This is a genomic window from Gemmiger formicilis (assembly GCF_024462815.1).
GTDB lineage: Bacteria > Bacillota > Clostridia > Oscillospirales > Ruminococcaceae > Gemmiger.
In genome coordinates this window covers 40,069-61,461 of record NZ_JANGCG010000012.1, presented here as the reverse complement: position 1 = coordinate 61,461, position 21,393 = coordinate 40,069, and the positions used below count along the sequence as shown (strand labels likewise).

Below are 21,393 nucleotides of genomic sequence, written 5' to 3'. Positions count from 1 at the left end.
AAACAAATCGCATATGGTATTGAAATTGCTGTACTATGGTTTTCTTAGCCTACATACTGTTTTTGCAGCCTCTCAAACGTGAGTTCCTAATAGCCTTCTTCCATTGCGCATAAAATAGTGCCTTGATATTGTCACAAGTTTGAGGACACCTTTTTGGAGGAGGACGGCTCACTGAAAACCGGTGGTATGGCCGAAAAGGTCACCGGCGCCTACCAGAAAATCGAGGACAGCGTGGTCGGCGGTTATAAAAAGGTAGAGAACGCCTTTGTGGATGCGTTTCTGGAAAAGGTTGATTCTGACGAGGACAAAAAGCAGGATTGACCCGGAAAATTTCAAACAAAAAAGACGATGGCAGGAGATTTCCTGTCATCGTCTTTTTTTGATTATTGAAGGAGGATACGGCATCCCGCGGGCCGGTGTGGGCATCGGCCCCTACAGAACCACCGCAATTATTGCGCGGTTGGGGCATACAGCATTGTGTTTCCGTTTTACCGCTTGCGCCGGTTCCTCCGTCAGCGGCTGCACTGTCTCTGCGGCGGGGGCAGCCTCCTCCGCCATAACGGCCACACTGCCAAAGCTGGTGCAAAAGCTCAGCGCCGCCAGCAGTGCGCTGAAAAACGCAGCCCCATTCCCACAGAGCCCGGTTGGTTGTTGGTATCGTTTTTCATAGTCACTTTGCCTTTTGAACGAGGACACACCCAGTGTGCACTTTTTGCTATCTGTCAGCTACAGTATAGCACACCCGTTCTTGCAAAGCCCTTGCAAATTTCGGCCTTCGGCGCTATTTTTTCAAAATTTTTTATCTTTTTCCAGCGCCAGCAGACGCGCTTTTTTGTCAATGCCGCCCGCGTAGCCTGTCAGGCTGCCGTCTGTGCCGACAACGCGGTGGCAGGGTATGATGAGAGAAATCGGGTTGTGCCCGACCGCGCCGCCCACGGCCTGCGCGGACATTTTGGCAAGGCCGCGTTCCGCCGCCAGTCGAACGGCCAATGCACCGTAGGTCGTGGTCTGCCCATACGGAATCTGACGCAGCAGCGCCCATACCTCCTGCCGGAAGGCCGAGCCGCAGGGGTGCAGCGGCGGGGTGAAATCCGGCTCCTGCCCGCTGAAGTAGATATCCAGCCAGCGTTTTGCCTGCAAAAGGGCCGGTGTAGCTTCGGCCCGGTACGCCGGGTCCAGCCCTGCCGCAAAGTATTTTGCGCCGTCAAACCACAGCCCGGTCAGGCCAACTTCATCCGCCGCCAGCAGGATGCCGCCCAAGGGGGAATCATAATGCTGTGTGTATTGCATCACTTTCACCTCACCGATTGATTCTAGGAATATTGTACCCAGGGCGTCGGCCTGCGTCAAGGTTGTGACGCAATGAAAAGGGGCTGTTGCACAAGCCCCAACAAAAGAGTTCTATATAGGGAGCATATCACCGCGCCCTTCAACAGATTTTTTCATGCACCGGCTTTTGTGATGATCTGCTTCGGGCAGATTTCCGCGCACCGCCCGCAGTGCAGGCAATGGTGCTGGTCAATAACAACCGGCTTCTGCGTGATGTCTATGCACTTCTGCGGGCAGACCGAGTAGCACAGCCTGCAGCGGATGCAACCAGCGCCCACCATATAGCCGGAAAGCGCAGCCTTCTTCTCCCCTATCGTGATGCTGTCCCGCACAACGTGCGCCGGGTCGCTTATGTCAAAATACTCGCCCTCAGCCTCGTACAGGCAGAACACCTCCAACGCCTTGCGGGTGTCACCCGGGTAAATCGACTGCATATAGGTGTTCTTTTCAAAAATCTCGTCCAGCTTTTCGCTGCCAATATTTTTGACCCTTCCGCGCAGGGAAACGGCAATCTTTCCCTGCGTGGCCGAGAGCGCGATGAACTTCTGCTCCATAAGCTGCGCATAAAACGCCTTGCCGCGCGCCGTCAGGAAGTACACGCCCTGTGCATCCCACAGCATCATATCAATCACACGAGTCTGCGGGTGCCCGTCCGCGCCAAGGGTGGCCACGGTGGTGGAGTGCAGCTGCTCCACTAGCAACTTCAGATAATCCTGGTTTTGCATACGCGCAGCATCCTTTCAATCAGCGGTATCGCTGGCTGTGAATCAGAACTCGTAGGGAGGGTTGCCGGAGAAGTCGGCAATCAGACCGTGGGCGTTTTCCAGATAGAACACCTCAAAAATCGGGTTGGTGGCCTCGCCGTACTGACCCTTCACAATGGGGTTGGCAATGCACATCTCCTTAGCAGCCATATTGTTCTCAAACACAGCCTTGCCATGCAGGCGAATCCACGCATACTCGGGGCTGGAAACGGAAATCTCAATCTCCGGGTTCTGCTGCATATCCTTGTAGACGTCCTTGGTGCTGTTGGTGCAGAACCACAGCTTGCCGTCCATCTCGCCGGCGAACATAAAGGGGCGGCACTTTGCCTTGCCGTCGCGGCCGACGGTTGCCAGATACTGCACAGGGTTTGCGTTCAGAAATTCAACAACTTTGTTCATGATAGGTACCTCCAAAATGGTTTTTTCTGCGAAATCTTGCGTTTTTCTTTCGTTGGCATTATACTATCACTGTACAGCCCATTTGTGAAGTAGGCACTATATTGTGCTGTAGTTACCAAATGGGAACTATTGCACCGTTACCGCAAGGGAACCAATGCGCCGCGGCTGCATTTTCCGCCCCTTCGGGCCTTTAATAAAATTTTGGAGGTTGTTGCTATGGATGAAGTGAAAAAAAAAGAGCTGCCCGCCTGCCCGGTAGAAACTACCCTGACCCTGATTGGCGATAAATGGAAGGTGCTGATTCTGCGCGACCTGATGACCGGCACCAAGCGCTTTGGCGAGCTGAAAAAGTGCGTGGGCAATGTCTCCCAGAAGGTGCTGACCGTCCAGCTCCGTGCAATGGAGGCAAACGGCCTTGTGCACCGCGAGGTATACGCCGAGGTACCGCCCCGGGTGGAGTATTCCCTGACCGACCTTGGCCGCAGCCTGAAGCCTATCCTTGACGCCATGTGGAGCTGGGGCGAGAACTATAAAAGCATGAATGAGTGAGCGACGCTTACGGCTTTCCTTTGTAGGGGGCGGCGTCCTCAACGCCCCGATACGCCCTTAAAAACCACCACGCCCCGCAGAGCTGCCTGTTACACGCAGCCTGCGGGGCGTATGCTTTATCTGCCTGCCGGGGTTTCCTTCCGCAGGGTTGTGGTGATTTCATCCAGACTGATAGGCTTGGCAATGTAACCGGCCATGCCCGCTTCCATACACTTCTTCCGGTCCGAGGAGAAGGTGCATTGCAGGGCCGGATGAGGGGGAATCTTCCCGCAAGCAACCGTCTATTGGTAACTATTGGTTGCTCTGCCCGGTAATGCCCTCTTATGGAAAACGACCGGGCCGGGCGTGCCCGGCCCCTACAGAGCATCCGTTAATCGGTTGTGCGTAGGGCGGGGTGACCCCACCCCGCTGATGTTTGCGGCAGTATGCTGTTTCCGGTTTATTTGTAGGGGGCGGCGTCCCCCGACGCCCCGCAAGTGACCCGCAAATGCCGTTTGCCACAAACCAGCGGAGGGGTCAAGACCCCTCCCTACCGGCCTGCCTGAAATCGTGTGGTAGGGGGCGGGCTCTACTCCACCAGGAACACTTCCCTTCCCCCCTCCTGTACAAAAATCATCGGGCCAATGCCAAGCATCGACCCGATAGTAGCATCAATATTTACGTGTGAAACAGCCCGCTGAATATCTCATTATTGAGCAGCATCCCAGGAATTATTTTACGATATGTATAAGTTACCTTGCCATTAACAATTCGTAAACCTTCCGGGTTGTTCCGGGTGATGCTGTTCAGCGTTTCTATGTCCTCCCTGCTGAGCCGCACCGAAATCTGCCCGGTGCTGCTTTTGGCCTTGTTGCGGTTTGTGGGAATCATCTCCACCCCAAGGCGGTTCAGGGCGTACCGCCTGCAGTCTGCACTCTCCCCTGCCCTGCGCGCAGCCTCACACTGTTCGTGCAGAATTTCGGAAATCAGCGCGGCCACCTTTTTGTCCGACCATGCCGCGTAACGCTCCAGAACCTCGTACAGCTCCGGCAGCAGGCGAATGACTATTTTTTCCCTTGCCATACTCACATCGTACTCTGGATGTTCTGGCGGATGGTATCGGCCAACGCAATCAGCTCATCCAGATTCTGGATATACGCCTGCCGTTCCTCAACGCTGCGGGCGGTAATAATGCTGAGCCCGCCATCCGCGTTCAGTGCCTTTTCCAGCCGCCGCAGCTTTTTGGTGACAGCCGGAACCTGCTCGCCAATCACAACACTGTCTCGGCCATAGCTGGTTTTTTCTTTCTTCTGGGCGTTGGTCGGCTTTTCGCAGAGCTCCTCCACCAGTTTTTTTGTTGCTGAAAGAATGTCGGTTCTCTGGGTCAGGTCATTGCTGTCCAGCACATCGCGCAGGCCTTCTGCAAGCTGCTTTTTGGCCTTTTCGCGCCGGGACTGCGGCTCAATCGTTTCCGCCAGTGCAAAAGTTTCCGCAGCCGATTTCTGCTCGGCGTTCGTAAGGTTCACATAGCTTTCCGCCGCCGTGCGGGTAATGATGCCATCATCCAGCAACGCCTTCAGCTCCGGCACCAGATTTTTTTCAATGGATAAGCCCTTGTCAATCGTTCTGGGCTTCATCGGGCTCAGCTCTTTCAGCTGTTTTTTGGCTTCCTGTTCCGTCATATTAAAAGGTGGCTTCTGCAGGTTTTCAACAAAACGGACGGTTGCCTTTCTCGCAATTTTTTCGTTGCCGAAGCCGCCGCGCACCATCAGGTTTGCGGTGTCCAGATAGACAACTTTTTCCACCTCGCTCAAGCCCTCGAGTTTGATGCAGTAGGGCCGGTTCCAATCCGGCGCATTCTCATCGGTGGAGTGCTCCTGCACCAGATAGCTCAACGCCTTGTAGCGTCTTTCGCCGGAAAGCAGCTCATATTTGCCCTTGTTTTCACCGCTTTCGCATTTGCAGACCACCAGATTGTGCAGAAGGCCGACCATACGGATGTTATCCGCCAGCTTTTTGACCTCCTCCTCGGTATCCTCGGTGCGGTAGAGCTCATTGTCTGGGTTGGTCACAATCATAGCCAGATCCAGACGCTCCGGCTCCACATCGTTCACTTTCTTTACGATGCTCTGCGCGGTAATGCGATTCTGCGCCTCGTCCATTGCCTCTGTGCGCGCCGCCGATTTCTTCTTCAGCTTGTCCAGTCTGCCCATGACGTTCAGTCCTCCTCGCCGATTTTTGCCAGAATTTCATCACACAGGCTCATATACTCGCTCGCTGCCTTGTAAACTCCGGTTTCTCTTTTCTTCTTGCCGCCCGTTGACTTGCGTTTATCCGATACATTAAAGATGGCCGGGCCCATAATCTCGCCTTCCACAATCGCCTGATTGTTGCTGATGGTGCTCTTGAAGAACTTTGTTTCATCAATGCCAAAATGCTTGTAAAGCTCGTTGTCGCGCATTTTTTCGTCAAGGTTATCCTGCAGCCAATCGTTCATGGCTACACGGCTTTTTACCATGCTAAGCACAACGCCCAGCACGTTGATTTCGGTATCCGCCGTCTTTTCCAGCTCAAAGAAAAGGCGCAGCATTTCGCCCAGACCCTGCAGGCTGTAGTAGGTGCTGTGAATCGGAATCAGCACGGCATCGCTTGCATACAGCGCGTTCTGCACAAGCAGCCCCTGGTTCGGCGGAGTGTCAATCAGAATCACATCGTAGTTGTCGGCAATCTCGCACAGACAGAGCGCCAGCATCTCATACTTGTTGATGGTCCCGTTGGAGGCCGTTGCCGACATTTCAATCAGTCCGGGGACCAGCGGCGTGTTGGCGTTTGCCGGGATAATATCAATGTTTTCATACTGCGTGTGGGAGACATAGTTGGCCGCAACCGCAATATCATGCGCGTGAATCATATCATACACGCCTTTTTTGGCGAAATGGCCGGTGGAAACAGAATATTCCGTGGCCGTGCTTGTCAAATCGCCCTGCTGGTCAGTATCCACCACAAGAACCTTTTTGCCTTGCTTTGCCATACAGGCAGCAAGGTTAATGGTCAGCGTGGTTTTGCCGACGCCGCCTTTCTGCATACAAACCGTAATGCAATATGCCATATGTACCCAGCCTTTCCGTGCCGTGTCACTGTCGTTCATTCATCGTTGCCGTTTTTGTCACGTCTCCGATGTTGTTTTGTTGCTTCTATTATACCTTTCCTTTTGTATACTGTCAATAAAAGCAGCACAATTTTGTCGTTCATTCATCGTTGCCACTTTTTATATAAAACAAGCGGCACAGAAAACAGGAAATTCCGTTTTCTGTGCCGCCCTTACTGGCGTTCATTCATCGTTGCCGTTCCGCTGTGTTTACTCATCGTCAAATACGGACATATCCACCCGCATCGCGCTCTTGCCGTCCAGCTGTTCGGCTTTTCGCTGCCCGGCCATCACGGTAGCGGCCGAGTTGTCAATCAGTTCGTTGTAAACCACCACGCGGTAATACTGAGCCGACTTTTTTTCAGTCGCTTTTTGCAGCATATCCTTGAATTTTTCTTCCATACCCAGCACCCAGAGCTTGAGGTCGCCGTTATTTTTGATAATCCGGTTCAGCGCCTCGAGCGATTCTTCCGCCTGAGCTGCCTTTTTCTGGTTTGTCAGCAGCTTGGATGTGTAGGTAAGAATATCCGCAAGGATGTTTTTTTCATCGGAAACCAACTTTTTTTCATAAGAAAAATATTGGATGCGGCTTTCCAGCTCATGCCGCGCCATCACATAGGACATCGTCAGGATTTCGTCGGGAAGCGGCGTAGATACGTTCTCTCCGGCCGTAAAACCGACATTTTTTCTTTTTGTTTTCCTTGGCTTTTTTGCAACCTCTCCATCCGGGCCCGCGTTGGAATCGTGGAACGCCCGCACTTTTTTCATCTCATCCTTCGATTTGTATTTGATGAAGAAATAGAGGTATTCATATTTGCGCGTGCCCTTGATGCGAACCGGAATGTACTCCACCCACAGGTCGGTCATCTCGTTGATTTCTTTTTTCGCCGGCTTTAAAACGTGTTTATCAAAATCGTAGTAGGTGGGGTATTTCTCATCCAGCGTTTTCTCGCGGCTATATTTTGCCGGTTCATCACTGTTTTTCTTTTTGCCGCGGCCGCGCTCCTCCGGCGTGGGAACAGAAAGCAGGCTGCGCAGCTCATCACATTTAAAGCGCTTATATTTGTAACCCTTCAGCTCACTGCGCATATCGGGGAACTTTTTCAGGATTTCTTCCGTCACCGGCTCAAAAACAAGGCCGTTGTTATAGCCGTAGTTGCGGCTTCCGTTGTCATAGGAAAGGATGATTTCGTACACACGCATACTGTACGTTGACTTCATCATCAGCAGATACTCGATGGAATAGGACGTGTAGTTGCTGGTCAGCTGGGCCACCTGCGGCCACAAATCCCGGTTGAATCGGATGCTGATGGTTTTATCGCGGGTGTCCACCACCGTGCCGCGGTCCAGCCAGGACATACTTTTGTACCGCCCATCCGGCAGAACTACCCAGAAGTCGCGGCGTTCCAGACTTTGCACAGTGTCCTTCAAATAGTTGATGTAGCCTGGGTCCATCGCGTTGACGCCTGTCAGCTTGGAAAACTCCGAGAATGTCAGCGTGTATGTTTTTGACGGATCCTTATCCTTTTTCTGGTCAATTTTGGACAGCAGCATAAACAGGATTTTTTGTTCGGTGCGGGGAAGGGAATACTTGGTCTTTTGAATCAAATCGTTAGATTTCGTAACAAAAGAGCCAAAGGAAAGACTTTTGCTGCTTGCCGGGTCAACTGCCAGCGTATGGTCGAGGACTTCGCCGGTTACAACCTCGACCTCCTTGTTGTCATTGTTTTTTGCTGCGTCGTTTTCTTTCATAAATGGTCACGGCCCGAAGCAGTTTCCACTCGGGTTGTCCTTTCCTCAGCACTTTGCGCACAAATCTGCACACTACCACATATAAGTATAATAAAGGGAAGCTATGGCTTTGTCAACTATTTTTCATTTTTATGTTTTCTTCTTTACTTACTTATTCTCTTATAATTTATATTTTTATTTATATATAGAAGAAACCAACTTTTTTTCTTGCCAAAACCGACTTTCTTTCATTGCAAAGCAAACCTATTTTCATTCCGGAACCGACTTTTTCTCATAACAAAACCGACATTTTTTCAGTTTTCTTGGTGGGAATAAAAGTCTGTTTATAGCTGAAAAAAAGTCGGTTTTACTATGCTGCGGCAGGGCCGGGCAGGGGAGAAGCAAATACCGTTTTCTTTCGCAATAGATGAAAAAAGTCGGCTTATAGTGGCGAGGAAAATGAATTTTAATGAAAGAAAGTCGGTTTGTATGGTGGAAGGAAAAGAAAAGGGGAGTATTGATGGGGTTTGAAGGCAAACTGACAGGATTTTTTAAATAAGCGATAACAGACTTTTTTTCTTTGGCAAAAAGAATAAGAAAAGATATAAATATTATACGATAATACGGGAATATATTACAGACGGAGAAAAAACAATGCTGTAGGAAAACCGACTTTCTTTCAGAACATTACAAAATACATATTGGATATTATAAGAAATAAAATACAAAACGTATGCTGAATATGGGCTGGTTTTGAAAGGATTTCTTATTTTGGAAAGCGAGTTTTGTCGGGAAGGGAAGGACACCAACTTTTTTTCATGAAAAAAAGTTGGTGTGTGAGAAAAGAGGTAGGGGAGAGGGGCAGCACTTAAAATAAATGAGTAATTTACATACCATATACGCTACAAACTGTACAATTTAAATATAAAATACAAATAGGATAACATATATGTTGAAATGGCAACGATGTATCAACGGCAAGTATAACTGTGGGTTGGCTGGCCGCTGATGGGTTAGTCTGTCAGTAGGGGCGGGGCTCTGCTCCGCCCGGGTGCTTACCCGCCAAATGCTGCTTACAGAAAACCCGCGGGCCGGGCGTGCCCGGCCCCTACTGCGTGGCGGCGGGCAGTACGGCACATACCAGGTTGGCGTAGAGAAAAAATCACTACCATGTATCAGAATAGCCCGCCCCACTCCTAAACCGACAAATTTTCATCAAAAAAATAATGCCGCGGCGGGGGCCGGGCATTGGGATCATAATAGCTCCATCATACTGATTTGGTCAACCAGCCAGCTTTCCTGCTTGGCTTGGTGTATCACATCTCCGGGCTGACTGTGGCCAATCAAAAACGGAGACTGCGGGTCATGCTGGCGCATATTCTGCGCGACCAGCTCCTCGCTGTAGTTGGCGTAGCAATAGCGGCAAAGGTGGCCGCAGGTGTTGTAAGCGCCAATGTCTGCAGTGAGATAGCACGCGCACTCCTTGCGGGCAGATTTTTGCGGGGGCAATTTCAGGCGGCGGTTCAGCGCAGTCTCAAAGGTTTCGGCGGTCATACAGCCGCGGCAGTCTGCGCCAAAGCGCGCCAAATCGTTGCCCTCGGCACAGGGGCGGATGGTCATACCGTATTTTTGGCCAATCTCTACAAAGGCGCGGCCCAGCCGCTCACGCTCGGCGCGGGGGACAGGGCGCACCTCCGGGAAATTGCGCTGCACCTTTTCATACAAATCAATAAAGCTGATGACGCAGGTTTTCGTGTGCCCGGCCAGTTTCGCGGCCATATATTCAAATGCGGCAAGGTGGCGCTCGACCGTGTAGACATCGGAAAGAAAAATCGGGTCATACCGCCAGCCGATAGAGTTCACGCCGACCATTTCGGAAAGTGTGATAAAATCCCGCAAAACAGCTTCCACAGGGGGCACGTGCGGTTCAATTTCCGGCCCATAGGGGGTGATGGTGACAAACCAATACTGCCCATAGGGACGCAGCAAATCCATATGTGGCAGCATGGGCCAGGGATTTTTGGTGCAGAAGCCTATCAAATCCACCACATCCGGGTTGATTTCATACCGTGTCACAGCCTGTGGATTGTAGGGGTTGCGCACCAGCACAAACCCGGCCTTGAGCCGGTTGACAAACCATGCGCTGTAAAAAGCCGGAATATCGGTGCGGAAGCCGGTCTGCAAAATCATGGCGTATTCACTCTCCTTGTGCGTCTTGTCTATCTATATTATAAGGTAGACGAACCCGCCGTGCAAGCAGTCACCGAAAGGTGCCTGTACGTCCAAAACCGGCTCTTGCGTTTCTGGGCTGTGTGTGGTATACTACCAACGTAAAACTGAATACGACAGTAGGTGCCTTTTTGTACGCGGCTGCGCGCACAGAAAAGGGTAAAAGGGAAACAGGTGCAAATCCTGTACGATCTCGTCACTGTGATAAGGGAATCTGCCGCCAGTGTGCGTATGCGCCGGTCACTGAGCCTGGCTCGGGAAGGCGGCGGCGGGTGTTGATCTTTCAGCCAGGAAACCTGCCCACTGCCGGGTACGGGGGCGAACGGCTCCAAATCACGAGGAATTGGTTGTACCGCAAAGAACCTGCCAAACTACGGGGCTTTTTTGTGTTGCCATTCTGCACACAAAAAGGCCTCGTTTTTATTGGGGGCTTATTTGCGTGTTCTTATGGCAACACAGCGTGAGCGCCGCGGCCGCTGCTGTCCTCTCCCGCACCCATAAAAAAGGAAAGGAAGCAAAACACAATGAGAAGAATCCACTACAAGAAGCCCGCCGCCGTGCTGGCGGCCCTGGCCCTGACCACCGCCCTGCTGGCCGGCTGCGGTAGCACCGCCGCAACCACCGACAGCGTTGCCGAAAGCACCGCCACCGAGAGCGAGGCTGTCAGCGAGGCAACAGCAGAAGAAGGGGATGCAGACGAAGTGGCCGCGAAGAACTGTGCAGACCTGATTGACGCCATCTATGTGCAGGAGCGCAATGATGATACCGACGCCCAGTGCGAGGCCGCCAAGGCCGCATGGGATGCTCTGACCGATGCCCAGAAGGAGCTGGTCGAGGGCGAAAACGCTGACCCCGATTACTTTGGCCGTGACACCGGCGATGCCGCCGAGGATGACCCCCGCAACGCGGATGACATCGGCGAGAATGAGCTGCTGGTTGTCAGCTTCGGCACCTCTTTCAACGGCAGCCGCGCCGCGGACATCAAAGGCATCGAGGATGCCCTGCAGGCCGCGTACCCCGATTGGAGCGTCCGCCGCGCCTTCACCGCGCAGATTATCATTAACCATGTGCAGGCCCGCGATGGCGAGAAGATTGACAATATGCAGCAGGCGCTTGACCGCGCTGTGGCCAACGGTGTCAAGAATCTGGTTGTCCAGCCTACCCACCTGATGCACGGTGCCGAGTATGACGAGATGTGCGAGGCCATTGACCAGTATAAAGACAAGTTCGAGAGCGTTGCCATTGCCGAGCCCCTGCTGGGCGAGGTTGGCAACGATGCCACCGTTATCAACCAGGACAAGGAGGCCGTAGCCTCCGCCATCACGGCAGAGGCCGTCAAGACCGCCGGTTATGAGGATGCCGCTGCTGCCGCTGCGGACGGCACCGCCTTTGTGTTTATGGGCCACGGCACCTCCCACACTGCCAAGGTCAGCTACAGCCAGATGCAGACCACGATGCAGACCCTCGGCTATGACAATGTGTTCATCGGCACCGTGGAGGGCGAGCCGGAGGACACCGCCTGCGAGGCCGTCATTGAGAAGGTCAAGGAGGCCGGCTACACCAAGGTTGTGCTGCGCCCGCTGATGGTGGTTGCCGGTGACCACGCCAACAACGATATGGCCGGTGCGGACGAGGATTCCTGGCTGAGCCAGTTCAACGCCGCAGGCTGCTTTGATAGCGTGGACACCCAGATTGCCGGTCTGGGCGAGATTGCCGACGTTCAGCAGCTGTACGTTGCGCACACCAAGGCCGCTATCGACACCCTGAACGGCTAAGAGCGATACATTCTGCCCGATGGGGAATGTCCCTCTCGGGCAGTTTGTGTTTGTGGAGAAGCCGTGAGCCAGCGGGCGGACAATGCCCGCCGAAACCGCCCGGCTATATCCCATTCCCGGCTTGCCACCTCCCCAAAACGCGCCCTATATATAAAGGAAAGTAGGAACCCCCAATGAAAGCAAAAAACACCAAGCTCATCTCCTTGATTCTGGCGGCGGCGCTGCTGGCAGGGTGCGGTGCTGCGGCATCCACCCCCGCCGAGAGCACCGCAGAAGCCCCCGCCACCGCTGAGTCCGCCCCGGTGGAAACCACCGCCCCCATGGAAACGCCCACCCTGCCAGACGGCGTCTATACGGCGGACTTCAACACCGACAGCAGTATGTTCCACGCCAACGAGGCCTGTGACGGTAAGGGTACGCTGACCGTCGAAAACGGCGTTATGACCTTCCACGTCAGCCTGCAATCCCAGAAAATCGTGAATCTGTACCTCGGTATGGCGGCGGATGCCCCGGCGCATGAGGCCGACTGGCTGCAGCCCACCATCGACACCGTGACCTACAGTGACGGTATGACCGAGGAGGTCTACGGCTTTGACATCCCGGTCGAGGCCGTTGACACGGATTTTCAGCTGGCGCTGCTGGGCACAAAGGGCAGCTGGTATGACCACACGGTCAGCGTCTCGAACGCAGTGCTGTCTGGTGCACAGACCGAAACGCCCGCCGATGGCTGCTATACCTGCGCCGTGACGCTGCAGGGCGGCAGCGGTCGCGCCACCATTGAAAGCCCTGCCGCGCTGACGGTGGCAGACGGCGCCATGACCGCCACCATCGTGTGGAGCAGCCCCAACTATGACTATATGCTGGTGGACGGCGAAAAGTACCTGCCCACCAACACCGAAGGCAACTCCACGTTTGAAATCCCCGTCGCCGCGCTGGACACCGCGCTGGCCGTCACGGCGGACACGGTTGCCATGAGCACCCCGCATGAGATTGACTACACCCTGACCTTTGACAGCGCCACGCTGGCCGCCGCCGAATGAAGCGGCTTTTACTGTGCCTGCCCGCGGTGCTGTTGGCGGGCTGTGCGGCGTCCACACAGGCAAAAACGGACGGACTGACGACAGAAAGAAGCTATCCGCTGGACTATGCGCAGCAGTTCACGGTGGACGAATGTGCAGACGGCTGCACCCTGATTACGATTGCGGAGGACCGCTATCTGGTGGTACCGCAGGGCACGGCTGTGCCGCAGGGACTGGACGCCGACATCACGGTGCTGCAGCAGCCGATTGAAAACATCTACCTTGTCTCCACCTCGGCGATGGACCCTATCCTCAGCATTGACGGGCTGGACGCGGTGGCGCTGTCCGGCACGCAGGCCGAAAGCTGGTATCTGGATGCCGCCAAAGCGGCCATGCAGAACGGTCAGATTGCCTACGCGGGCAAGTACAGCGCGCCTGACTATGAGACCATCCTGACCGCCGACTGCGGCCTTGCGATTGAGAACACGATGATTTACCATACGCCGGAGGTCAAGGAGCAGCTGGAAAAGCTCGGTGTGCCGGTGCTGGTAGAGCGCTCCAGCTATGAAAGCGGCCCGCTGGCGCGGATGGAATGGGTCAAGCTCTACGGTATTTTGTTGGGGAAAACAGACGAAGCAGAGCGCATTTTTTCCGACGCCGAGCAGCGCATTGCCCCGCTGGCGGACAAGGCCCCCACCGGCAAGACGGTGGCGTTTTTCTCCATCACCTCCAACAACCTTGCCACGGTGCGCAAGGGCGGCGACTATGTTGCCAAAATGATTGAGATGGCGGGCGGCAGTTACGTCTTTGCCGACCTGACCGACAGCGGCAACAATCTGGCCACCGTCAATCTCTCGCTGGAGGATTTCTACGCCGGGGCGCAGGACGCCGACGTGCTGATTTACAACAGCACGATTGAGGGCGAAATCACCACGCGGGAGGAGCTGATTGCCAAGTGCCCGCTGCTGGCGGATTTCAAGGCCGTGCAGACCGGCAACATCTGGTGTACATCGCAAAGCCTTTTCCAGCAGAGCATGGAGCTGCCCGACCTGATTCTTGATATGAACCGCGTTTTCACCGAGGGAACCCCCGACAGCAGCGAGCTGAAATTTCTGACCCACATTCAATAAAGGAAGAATCGTATGCACAACCGCAAACGCCTGACAATCGCATATCTGGCCATGGCGGCGGCGCTGCTGGTGCTGCTGGCCCTGAACCTGTTCTGGGGCAGCGTGGCGCTCTCGCCGTCCAGTGTGGCGGCGGCACTGTTGGGCCGCGGGCAGGACGCCCTGACGGCGAACATCCTGTTCCAGCTGCGCCTGCCCCGGGCGGTGATGGCGGTGCTGCTGGGCGCGGCGCTGTCGGTGGCGGGGTATCTTTTACAGACGTTCTTCGCTAACCCCATTGCGGGGCCATTCGTTATGGGCATCTCCAGCGGTGCCAAGCTGGCGGTTGCGCTGACGATGGTGATTTTTCTGAACCGCGGATGGCTGACAACCTCGCTCACGCTGATTCTGGCCGCGTTTGCGGGCGCAATGGCCGCCATGCTGTTTGTGCTGGCTGTGGCGCGCCGCGTGCAACGGATGAGCATTCTTGTCATCTGCGGCGTTATGATTGGGTACATCTGCTCGGCTATCACGGATATTGTGGTGGCCTTCGCGCAGGACTCGAACATTGTCAACCTGCACAACTGGTCGATGGGCAGCTTCTCCGGCATGATGTGGGGCAACGCGGCCACGGCGGCGGTGATTGTGCTGCCCTGCCTTGCGGCGGCGTTTGCGCTCTCCAAGCCGATGGCCGCCTACCAGATGGGCGAAAGCTATGCCGCCAGCGTCGGCGTGCCGGTGCGGGCGTTCTCGGTTGCGCTGGTGCTGCTGTCCAGCCTGCTGGCGGCCTGCGTCACGGCCTTTGCGGGGCCCATCTCGTTTGTCGGCATCGCGGTGCCGCATCTTGTAAAACAGACGCTGGGCAGTGCAAAACCGCTGCACGTCCTGCCTGGCTGTGCGTTGGGCGGCGCGGCGTTCTGCCTGCTGTGCGACCTGATTGCCCGCAGCCTGTTTGCACCCACCGAGCTTTCTATCAGCTCAGTCACGGCGGTGTTCGGCGCGCCGGTGGTCATCTGGCTGTTGGTGCGCCGCCAGCGGGGGGAGGCACAGCGATGAGCTATTGTGAGACACACGCCCTTGCCGTTGGCTATAGCGCGCCGCTTTTGCAGGACATTGCCCTGCAGGCGGAGCGCGGCAAAATTCTGGTGCTCATCGGCCCCAACGGCGCGGGCAAATCCACCGTGCTGAAAACGCTGGCGGGCCAGCTGGCCCCACAGGGCGGCGCGGTGCTGCTGGACGGACAGAGCCTGACCGACTACACCCCCGCGGCCCGCGCCCGCAAGCTGGCGCTAATGCTGCCCCACACCCCGCGCACCGAGCTGACCACCTGCTTTGAGGTGGCCGCAGCCGGGCGCTACCCCTATACCGGGCGGCTGGGCATCCTCACCGCGGCGGATAAGGCCGCCGTGCGCGAGGCGCTGGCACTGGTGCAGGCACAGGAGCTGGCCGACCGCGATTTTACCCGAATCAGTGACGGCCAGCGCCAGCGCGTGCTGCTGGCACGCGCGGTCTGCCAACAACCGGAGCTGCTTCTTCTGGACGAACCAACGTCCTTTCTGGACGTGAAGGGCAAGGCAGAGCTGATGGAAAGCCTGCGAACCTTAGCGCGGGAGCGCAATATTGCCATCATCGTGACGCTGCACGAGCTCGAGCTGGCCCGCAAGCTGGCCGATGCCGTGGTCTGCGTCTCGCCACGTGGCGTTTCCGCCGTGCTGACGCCGCAGGAAGCCTTCGCGGAGGAGAACGTCCGCACGCTGTTCGGCCTTTCGGCCGAGCAATATGCGGCGCTCTTCGGCAAAACCGCGGCAAAACCGAAATTTGAGCATTACATCCGCAGCGGGCAAAAGCTGCTGCGCTGCGGCTACACCACCGGCACCTGTGCGGCGCTGGGTGCGGCGGGTGCGGCGCGGCTGCTGCTGACCGGCCGCGCACCGGAAACGGTCGGCCTGCGCACGCCGAAGGGGCTTGTGGTGGAGGTTGCCCCGCAGTTCTGCCGCCTTACGGCAGCGGGGGCCGAGTGCGCCATCGTCAAGGATGGCGGTGACGATGTGGACGCCACCACCGGCCTGCCGGTCATTGCTGCGGTTGCCCTGCGGCCCGATGCACCGCACACTGTCACGATCGACGGCGGCGTAGGGGTGGGCCGGGTGACCAAGCCCGGCCTTGACCAGCCGGTCGGCGCGGCGGCCATCAACCACGTGCCGCGCCAGATGATTGCCGAGGCTCTGCACCGCGAGGCCGAAGCGGCGGGCTATGACGGCGGCTTTGCGGTGGTAATCTCAGTTGACGGCGGCGAGGAGGCCGCCAAGCGCACCTTCAACCCGCATCTTGGGGTGGAAGGCGGGCTGTCTGTTCTGGGCACCAGCGGCATTGTGGAGCCGATGAGCCAGCAGGCACTGCTCGACTCGCTGCAGCTGGAAATCCATCAGGCCGCCTTGCGCAGCCGCCGCCTGATACTGGCCCCCGGCAACTATGGCCTTGACTATCTGGCGGAAAATCTTAAGGAGCTGCGGGAAATCCCCGTGGTGAAAATTTCAAACTTCATCGGTGATGCGCTGGATATGGCGGCATCCGAGCAGTTTGAGCAGGTGCTGCTGGTCGGCCATGTGGGCAAGCTCGTCAAGCTGGCGGGCGGCATTATGAATACCCATTCCCGACAGGCGGACTGCCGCACCGAGCTGTTCTGCACCCACGCCGCCCTCTGCGGGGCGGATACGGTAACCTGCCGCGCCCTGATGGACGCCGCCACAACAGACGCCTGCCTTGCCGTTCTGGACGGCGCGGGGCTGCGCGGGCCGGTTATGGCCAGCCTGCTGGATGCGATACAGACCCACCTTGACCGCCGCGCAGCAGGGGCGTTCACGGTGGGGGCGGTGGTATTTTCCAACCGGAGCGGCCCGCTGGGCCAGACAAAAAATGCCGATACACTGTTAAAAATGTGGAAGGAAGGCTGACGATGGTACACTTTGTGGGGGCGGGCCCCGGCGCCGAGGAGCTTATCACTCTGCGTGGCGCGGCTCTGCTGCAGGCGGCGGACTGCATCATCTACGCGGGCAGTCTCGTCAACCCGGCACTGCTGGGGCTGGCCGGGGCGGACTGCGCCATCTACAACAGCGCCGAAATGACGCTGGAGCAGGTGATAGCCGTTATGCAAAAGAACGAAGCAGCGCATAAAACAACCGTGCGTCTGCACACGGGTGACCCCTGCCTGTACGGGGCCATCCGGGAGCAGATGGACGCGCTGGACGCCGCGGGCATCCCCTACGACGACACGCCAGGCGTTTCCAGCTTTTGCGGCGCGGCGGCGGCGCTGAACGCCGAGTACACGCTGCCGGGCGTCAGCCAGACCGTTATCATCACCCGGATGGAGGGCCGCACCCCGGTGCCGGAGGGCGAACGGCTGGCCTCGCTGGCTGCGCACGGTGCCACGATGGTGATTTTCCTCTCCATCGGTCTGGTGGATAAGGTGCAGGCGGCGCTGCTGCAGGGGGCCTACACCGCGGCCACGCCCGCCGCCGTGGTCTACAAGGCTACCTGGCCGGAACAGAAAATTGTGCGCTGCACAGTGGGAAATCTGGCCGAAAGCGTCCACGCGGCGGGCATTACCAAAACCGCGCTCATCGTGGTGGGGGACTTTCTGGCCGCGCAGTATGACCGCAGCAAGCTCTATGACCCCGCCTTCACCACCGGGTTCCGCAAGGGGGCGCAGGGATGAGGTGTGCCTACATTGCCTTCACGGCGCGGGGTCTGGCGCTGGCGCAGCGGTTGACCGCAGCCTGCCCCGGCAGCGTGGCCCGATGCGGCGCGGGCGGTGTCACACTGGCAGCGTGGACGCAGGAGCAGTTTGCCGCCGCAGACGCCCTTGTTTTTGTGGGGGCGGTCGGCATCGCAGTGCGGGCCATTGCGCCCTGCTGCCGCAGCAAGGCGGCTGACCCCGCCGTGGTGGTGCTGGACGAGGGCGGACAGTTTGCCATACCACTGCTGTCGGGGCATCTGGGCGGTGCCAACGAGCTGGCGCGGCGGCTGGCGGCGGTCTGCCGCGCTGTGCCGGTCATCACCACGGCAACGGATGGCCGGGGCCTTTTTGCGGTGGACGAGTGGGCCCGCTGCCACCGGTTTGCCGTGGCCGAGCCCGAGCGCATCAAGACCGTCAGCAGCGCGCTGCTGGCCGGGCAGACCGTGCATTATGCGTCAGACTGGGCCATTGCCGGCCCGCCGCCCGCCGGTGTGTGCCCCGCCTGCGATGGCGATGAGGCCGATTTTGCCCTGACGCTGACCCCGGCAGGCCGGGCGCTGCACCTCATCCCGCGCATTGCGGTGCTGGGGGTCGGCTGCAGGCGCGGCATCTCGGAACAAAGGCTTGCGGAGGCGTTCCGCGCGTTCTGCGCCGAGACGCATTTTGCGGCGCAGGGCGTCTGCCGGGTGGCCAGCATCGACCTGAAAAAGAACGAGGCCGGGCTGGCGGCCTTCTGCCTTGCCAACGGCTGGAGGATGGATTTTTATACCGCCGAGCAGCTGCGGGCTGTTTCCGGCAGCTTTACGCCCTCACCCTTTGTGCAGAGCGTTACCGGCGTGGACAATGTCTGTGAGCGTGCGGCGGTGCTGGCCTCGGGCGGGGTGCTGTACCTTCCGAAATGGGCGCGGGACGGCGTGACCTTCGCTGTGGCCGTGCCGTCCTTTGCCCCGGATTGGAGATGGAAAAATGAACCATAACCTTGTCTATGTGGTGGGCCTTGGCCCCGGTGACGCGCAGCTTCTGACCGCGCAGGCCCGCGCCGCGCTGCAAAGCGCCGAGGTGCTGTGCGGCTACACGGTCTATGTGGAGCTGGTGCGGCCGCTTTTCCCGGAAAAGGAGGTCTACGCCACCGGCATGACGCGGGAGATTGACCGCTGCCGCTGGGCGCTGGAAACCGCGCAGCGCGGCAAAACCGTGGCGCTGGTCTGCTCCGGTGATGCGGGGGTCTACGGTATGGCCAGCCCGCTGCTGGAACTGGCCGCGCAGTACCCCGGGGTACAGGTCGAGATTGTGCCCGGCCTGACGGCGGCGCTAAGCGGGGCCGCTGTGCTGGGCGCGCCGCTGGCGCACGATTTTTGTGTGATTTCGCTCTCCGACCGGCTGACGCCGTGGGCCGTCATTGAAAAGCGGCTGGCCTGCGCGGCGGCGGGGGACTTCTGCGTTGCGCTCTACAACCCCTCCTCCAAGGGACGCGCCGACTACCTGAAGAAGGCCGTGCAGATTTTGCTGTCCGGCGGCAAGGCACCGGAAACGGTCTGCGGGCTGGTGCGCAACATCGGCCGGGAGGGCCAGACCGCCCGCCTGCTGACGCTGGCGGAACTGGAAAATACGGCGGTGGATATGTTCACCACGGTTTTTATAGGTAACGATGCAACGAGAAATCTGGGCGGAAAAATGGTGACGCCAAGGGGGTATCACGGCGTATGAGGGCAGTGGTTTTCAGCGGCACAACCGAAGGACGTACCTTCTCCCGTGCACTGGCGGCGCTGGGCGCGGCGGTCACGGTCTGCGTGGCAACCGACCTCGGGGCCGAGGAACAGGGCCGTGCGGACGGCATTACGGTGCGCGCCGGGCGGCTGGATGCCGGTGAGATGGCGGCGGTTCTGCAGGGCGCGGCGCTCTGCGTGGACGCCACCCACCCCTATGCCACCGAGGCCACGCGCAATATCCGTGCGGCGGCCGCGGCGGCGGGGGTGGAATACCACCGCCTGCTGCGCCCTGCCAGCAATCTGCCCGCAGGCAGCGTGGTGCTGCCCGGTGCGGCACAGGCCGCCGCCTATCTGGCCGACAGGCCCGGCAGAATCCTGCTGGCTACCGGTGCCAAGGAGCTGCCCGCTTTTGCCGCGCTGGACCCGCAGCGGCTGTACCCCCGGGTGCTGCCCACGGCGGCGGGCATTGCCGCGTGTGAAACGGCAGGCATCCCGCACCGCAATATCCTTGCGTTACAGGGGCCGTTTACCACGGAACTGAATGTGGCGCTGCTGCGCCAGTTTGCGATTGCCTACCTTGTCACCAAGGACGGCGGCGCGGCGGGCGGCTTTGCCGAGAAGGCAGAAGCCGCCGCACAGTGCGGTGTGCAGCTGGTTGTTTTGCGCCGCCCCGAGGAACAGGGCAAGAGCACCGAAACGATTTTACAACGTTGTAAGGAGCTTTTATGAAACTTACACTTGTGGGTATGGGCAGCGGTGGCAGCGCCGGGCTGACCGCCGCAGGGCAGGCCGCCCTGCAGGGGGCAGAGCTGATTATCGGCGCAAACCGTCTTTTACAGGCTCTGCCGGAGGGCTGCACCCGGAACCGCGCCGCCCTTTACAAAACGGACGAAATTTGCGCACTGCTGCAGCGAACAGATTGCCGCACCGTGGCCGTTGCCTACAGCGGCGATACCGGGTTTTACTCCGGCGCGGCGGCGCTCTGCCGTGCGCTGGATGCAGCGGGCCTGCCCTGCACGGTGGAGCCGGGCATTTCCAGCGTGCAGCTGTTGGCGGCGGCGCTGCACCGCCCATGGCAGGACTGGCAACTGGTCTCCGCACACGGCTGCGCGTGTGACCCGCTGACCGTCTGCACAAGCGGAAAACCGACTTTTTTTCTTACCGGCGGAAAAGAAAATCCTGCCACGCTCTGCGCCCGGCTGGCCGCAGGCGGCTATGGCGCAGTGATGGCAACGGTGGGGGAGAACTTAGCGCTCCCTTCAGAACGCCTTGTGGCGGACACCGTAGCCGCGCTGGCCAAGCAGCAGTTTGCGCCGTTGAGCGTGCTGCTGGTCGAGCCATGCCCGCCCGCCGCCCGCCGCGTGCCGGGCTTGCCGGATGATGCCTTCCTCCGCGGCAAAACGCCGATGACCAAGCAGGAGGTACGCGCCGCGGTGCTGGCCAAGCTGGCCGTGCGCCCCGGAGACATCCTGTGGGACGTGGGCGCGGGAACCGGCAGTGTCAGCGTTGAGCTGGCGCTGGCCGCCCCGGCCGGACAGGTCTATGCCGCCGAGTGCGATGACGAAGCCTGCGGCTTGATACGCGAAAACCGCGCAAAATTTGCTGTGCAAAATCTGCACCTTACACAGGGGCTGGCCCCTGCGGCGCTGGCGGACTGGCCTGCGCCGGATGCCGTGTTCATCGGCGGCAGCAAGGGCAATCTGCCCGCCATTGTGGACGCCGTGCTCACCGCCAACCCCGCGGCGCGGCTCTGCATCAGCGCGATTGCGCTGGAAACCCTGCAGCAGGCTGTCACCGCGCTGACCGCCCACGGGCTGGGGGCGGAGGTCACACAGATTTCCGTCAGCCGCTCCCGGGCGGCGGGCGGGCTGCATCTGCTGCTTGCCAACAACCCGGTATTTCTGATTGTGAGGGAGTAAG

At 58.3% G+C, this 21,393-nt stretch carries 20 protein-coding genes and 1 riboswitch; of the genes, 12 read left to right on the top strand and 8 right to left on the bottom strand.

Features of this window, described 5'->3' with window-relative positions; all coding sequences use genetic code 11:
* The first annotated feature begins 153 nt into the window (after positions 1-153).
* Entirely contained in the window at positions 154-321 is a 168-nt protein-coding gene (locus NE623_RS10710; RefSeq protein WP_256272455.1) for a hypothetical protein, read from the top strand.
* Between the two features lie 468 nt (positions 322-789).
* Here NE623_RS10710 and NE623_RS10705 read toward each other — a convergent pair whose 3' ends face one another.
* From NE623_RS10705 to NE623_RS10695, 3 genes are all read right to left on the bottom strand, one after another.
* Entirely contained in the window at positions 790-1,290 is a 501-nt protein-coding gene (locus NE623_RS10705; protein WP_256272438.1) for a methylated-DNA--[protein]-cysteine S-methyltransferase, read from the bottom strand.
* A 152-nt stretch (positions 1,291-1,442) separates the two neighbouring features.
* Positions 1,443-2,054: a pyridoxamine 5'-phosphate oxidase family protein gene (locus tag NE623_RS10700; protein ID WP_256272437.1), complete on the bottom strand. Its 612-nt coding sequence runs from the start codon at positions 2,052-2,054 to the stop codon at positions 1,443-1,445.
* 42 nt (positions 2,055-2,096) lie between these two features.
* Positions 2,097-2,492 carry a pyridoxamine 5'-phosphate oxidase family protein gene (locus NE623_RS10695; RefSeq protein WP_256272436.1) on the bottom strand — a complete coding sequence of 132 codons (396 nt, stop codon included), beginning with the start codon at positions 2,490-2,492 and terminating at the stop codon, positions 2,097-2,099.
* Between the two features lie 216 nt (positions 2,493-2,708).
* On the opposite strand from NE623_RS10695, the gene NE623_RS10690 reads away from it, so the two are divergent.
* Positions 2,709-3,041, top strand: coding sequence for a winged helix-turn-helix transcriptional regulator (locus NE623_RS10690; protein WP_256272435.1), 333 nt, complete (start codon positions 2,709-2,711; stop codon positions 3,039-3,041).
* A 657-nt stretch (positions 3,042-3,698) separates the two neighbouring features.
* Here NE623_RS10690 and NE623_RS10685 read toward each other — a convergent pair.
* The 5 genes from NE623_RS10685 to NE623_RS10665 form a co-directional block, all read right to left on the bottom strand.
* On the bottom strand, positions 3,699-4,103 hold the full coding sequence (locus NE623_RS10685) for a hypothetical protein (RefSeq protein WP_256272434.1): 405 nt from the start codon (positions 4,101-4,103) through the stop codon (positions 3,699-3,701).
* Positions 4,104-4,105: 2 nt separating this feature from the next.
* The gene (locus NE623_RS10680) at positions 4,106-5,233 is read right to left on the bottom strand and encodes a ParB/RepB/Spo0J family partition protein (RefSeq protein ID WP_256272433.1); all 1,128 of its coding nucleotides are present in this window, start codon (positions 5,231-5,233) and stop codon (positions 4,106-4,108) included.
* A gap of 5 nt (positions 5,234-5,238) precedes the next feature.
* Positions 5,239-6,129 (bottom strand): ParA family protein, encoded by an 891-nt coding sequence (locus NE623_RS10675; RefSeq protein ID WP_256272432.1) that lies wholly within the window; start codon positions 6,127-6,129, stop codon positions 5,239-5,241.
* Positions 6,130-6,378: 249 nt separating this feature from the next.
* Positions 6,379-7,920 (bottom strand): replication initiation protein, encoded by a 1,542-nt coding sequence (locus tag NE623_RS10670; protein WP_256272431.1) that lies wholly within the window; start codon positions 7,918-7,920, stop codon positions 6,379-6,381.
* Between the two features lie 1,233 nt (positions 7,921-9,153).
* A complete protein-coding gene (locus NE623_RS10665; RefSeq protein WP_256272430.1) occupies positions 9,154-10,089 on the bottom strand; it encodes a DUF1848 domain-containing protein in 936 nt (311 codons plus the stop codon).
* A 143-nt stretch (positions 10,090-10,232) separates the two neighbouring features.
* Positions 10,233-10,446: riboswitch (cobalamin riboswitch) on the top strand.
* Positions 10,447-10,652: 206 nt separating this feature from the next.
* On the opposite strand from NE623_RS10665, the gene NE623_RS10660 reads away from it, so the two are divergent.
* The 10 genes from NE623_RS10660 to cbiE all read left to right on the top strand — a co-directional run bounded on the left by NE623_RS10660 (position 10,653) and on the right by cbiE (position 21,392).
* The gene (locus NE623_RS10660; RefSeq protein ID WP_256272429.1) at positions 10,653-11,903 is read left to right on the top strand and encodes a sirohydrochlorin cobaltochelatase; all 1,251 of its coding nucleotides are present in this window, start codon (positions 10,653-10,655) and stop codon (positions 11,901-11,903) included.
* A gap of 173 nt (positions 11,904-12,076) precedes the next feature.
* A complete protein-coding gene (locus NE623_RS10655; RefSeq protein ID WP_256272428.1) occupies positions 12,077-12,943 on the top strand; it encodes an iron transporter in 867 nt (288 codons plus the stop codon).
* Positions 12,940-14,052 (top strand): ABC transporter substrate-binding protein, encoded by a 1,113-nt coding sequence (locus tag NE623_RS10650; RefSeq protein ID WP_256272427.1) that lies wholly within the window; start codon positions 12,940-12,942, stop codon positions 14,050-14,052. The genes NE623_RS10655 and NE623_RS10650 overlap by 4 nt, the downstream gene beginning before the upstream one ends.
* Positions 14,053-14,064: 12 nt before the next feature.
* Positions 14,065-15,084 carry a FecCD family ABC transporter permease gene (locus NE623_RS10645; protein ID WP_256272426.1) on the top strand — a complete coding sequence of 340 codons (1,020 nt, stop codon included), beginning with the start codon at positions 14,065-14,067 and terminating at the stop codon, positions 15,082-15,084.
* Positions 15,081-16,982, top strand: coding sequence for a cobalt-precorrin-5B (C(1))-methyltransferase CbiD (cbiD, locus tag NE623_RS10640; protein ID WP_256272425.1), 1,902 nt, complete (start codon positions 15,081-15,083; stop codon positions 16,980-16,982). The genes NE623_RS10645 and cbiD overlap by 4 nt, the downstream gene beginning before the upstream one ends.
* A 2-nt stretch (positions 16,983-16,984) precedes the next feature.
* Positions 16,985-17,743, top strand: a complete 759-nt coding sequence (cobM, locus tag NE623_RS10635) for a precorrin-4 C(11)-methyltransferase (RefSeq protein WP_256272424.1) — start codon at positions 16,985-16,987, stop codon at positions 17,741-17,743.
* Positions 17,740-18,741 (top strand): cobalt-precorrin 5A hydrolase, encoded by a 1,002-nt coding sequence (locus NE623_RS10630; RefSeq protein ID WP_256272423.1) that lies wholly within the window; start codon positions 17,740-17,742, stop codon positions 18,739-18,741. Before cobM ends, NE623_RS10630 begins: the two co-directional genes overlap by 4 nt.
* On the top strand, positions 18,731-19,471 hold the full coding sequence (gene cobJ, locus NE623_RS10625; protein WP_256272422.1) for a precorrin-3B C(17)-methyltransferase: 741 nt from the start codon (positions 18,731-18,733) through the stop codon (positions 19,469-19,471). The genes NE623_RS10630 and cobJ overlap by 11 nt, the downstream gene beginning before the upstream one ends.
* Positions 19,468-20,202: a precorrin-6A reductase gene (gene cobK / locus NE623_RS10620; RefSeq protein WP_256272421.1), complete on the top strand. Its 735-nt coding sequence runs from the start codon at positions 19,468-19,470 to the stop codon at positions 20,200-20,202. Before cobJ ends, cobK begins: the two co-directional genes overlap by 4 nt.
* Entirely contained in the window at positions 20,199-21,392 is a 1,194-nt protein-coding gene (gene cbiE, locus NE623_RS10615) for a precorrin-6y C5,15-methyltransferase (decarboxylating) subunit CbiE (protein ID WP_256272420.1), read from the top strand. The genes cobK and cbiE overlap by 4 nt, the downstream gene beginning before the upstream one ends.
* Position 21,393 lies beyond the last annotated feature (1 nt).

Excerpts from the sequence above, each read along its gene's own strand:
- cobK (WP_256272421.1), top strand. The coding sequence starts at position 19,468 with ATGAGGGCAGTGGTTTTCAGCGGCACAACCGAAGGACGTACCTTCTCC.
- NE623_RS10660 (WP_256272429.1), top strand. The coding sequence starts at position 10,653 with ATGAGAAGAATCCACTACAAGAAGCCCGCCGCCGTGCTGGCGGCCCTG.
- NE623_RS10670 (WP_256272431.1), bottom strand. The coding sequence starts at position 7,920 with ATGAAAGAAAACGACGCAGCAAAAAACAATGACAACAAGGAGGTCGAG.
- NE623_RS10630 (WP_256272423.1), top strand. The coding sequence starts at position 17,740 with ATGAGGTGTGCCTACATTGCCTTCACGGCGCGGGGTCTGGCGCTGGCG.
- NE623_RS10700 (WP_256272437.1), bottom strand. The coding sequence starts at position 2,054 with ATGCAAAACCAGGATTATCTGAAGTTGCTAGTGGAGCAGCTGCACTCC.
- NE623_RS10645 (WP_256272426.1), top strand. The coding sequence starts at position 14,065 with ATGCACAACCGCAAACGCCTGACAATCGCATATCTGGCCATGGCGGCG.
- cbiD (WP_256272425.1), top strand. The coding sequence starts at position 15,081 with ATGAGCTATTGTGAGACACACGCCCTTGCCGTTGGCTATAGCGCGCCG.
- cbiE (WP_256272420.1), top strand. The coding sequence starts at position 20,199 with ATGAAACTTACACTTGTGGGTATGGGCAGCGGTGGCAGCGCCGGGCTG.
- NE623_RS10685 (WP_256272434.1), bottom strand. The coding sequence starts at position 4,103 with ATGGCAAGGGAAAAAATAGTCATTCGCCTGCTGCCGGAGCTGTACGAG.
- NE623_RS10705 (WP_256272438.1), bottom strand. The coding sequence starts at position 1,290 with ATGCAATACACACAGCATTATGATTCCCCCTTGGGCGGCATCCTGCTG.
- NE623_RS10675 (WP_256272432.1), bottom strand. The coding sequence starts at position 6,129 with ATGGCATATTGCATTACGGTTTGTATGCAGAAAGGCGGCGTCGGCAAA.
- NE623_RS10695 (WP_256272436.1), bottom strand. The coding sequence starts at position 2,492 with ATGAACAAAGTTGTTGAATTTCTGAACGCAAACCCTGTGCAGTATCTG.
- cobM (WP_256272424.1), top strand. The coding sequence starts at position 16,985 with ATGGTACACTTTGTGGGGGCGGGCCCCGGCGCCGAGGAGCTTATCACT.
- NE623_RS10690 (WP_256272435.1), top strand. The coding sequence starts at position 2,709 with ATGGATGAAGTGAAAAAAAAAGAGCTGCCCGCCTGCCCGGTAGAAACT.
- cobJ (WP_256272422.1), top strand. The coding sequence starts at position 18,731 with ATGAACCATAACCTTGTCTATGTGGTGGGCCTTGGCCCCGGTGACGCG.
- NE623_RS10650 (WP_256272427.1), top strand. The coding sequence starts at position 12,940 with ATGAAGCGGCTTTTACTGTGCCTGCCCGCGGTGCTGTTGGCGGGCTGT.
- NE623_RS10680 (WP_256272433.1), bottom strand. The coding sequence starts at position 5,233 with ATGGGCAGACTGGACAAGCTGAAGAAGAAATCGGCGGCGCGCACAGAG.
- NE623_RS10665 (WP_256272430.1), bottom strand. The coding sequence starts at position 10,089 with ATGATTTTGCAGACCGGCTTCCGCACCGATATTCCGGCTTTTTACAGC.
- NE623_RS10655 (WP_256272428.1), top strand. The coding sequence starts at position 12,077 with ATGAAAGCAAAAAACACCAAGCTCATCTCCTTGATTCTGGCGGCGGCG.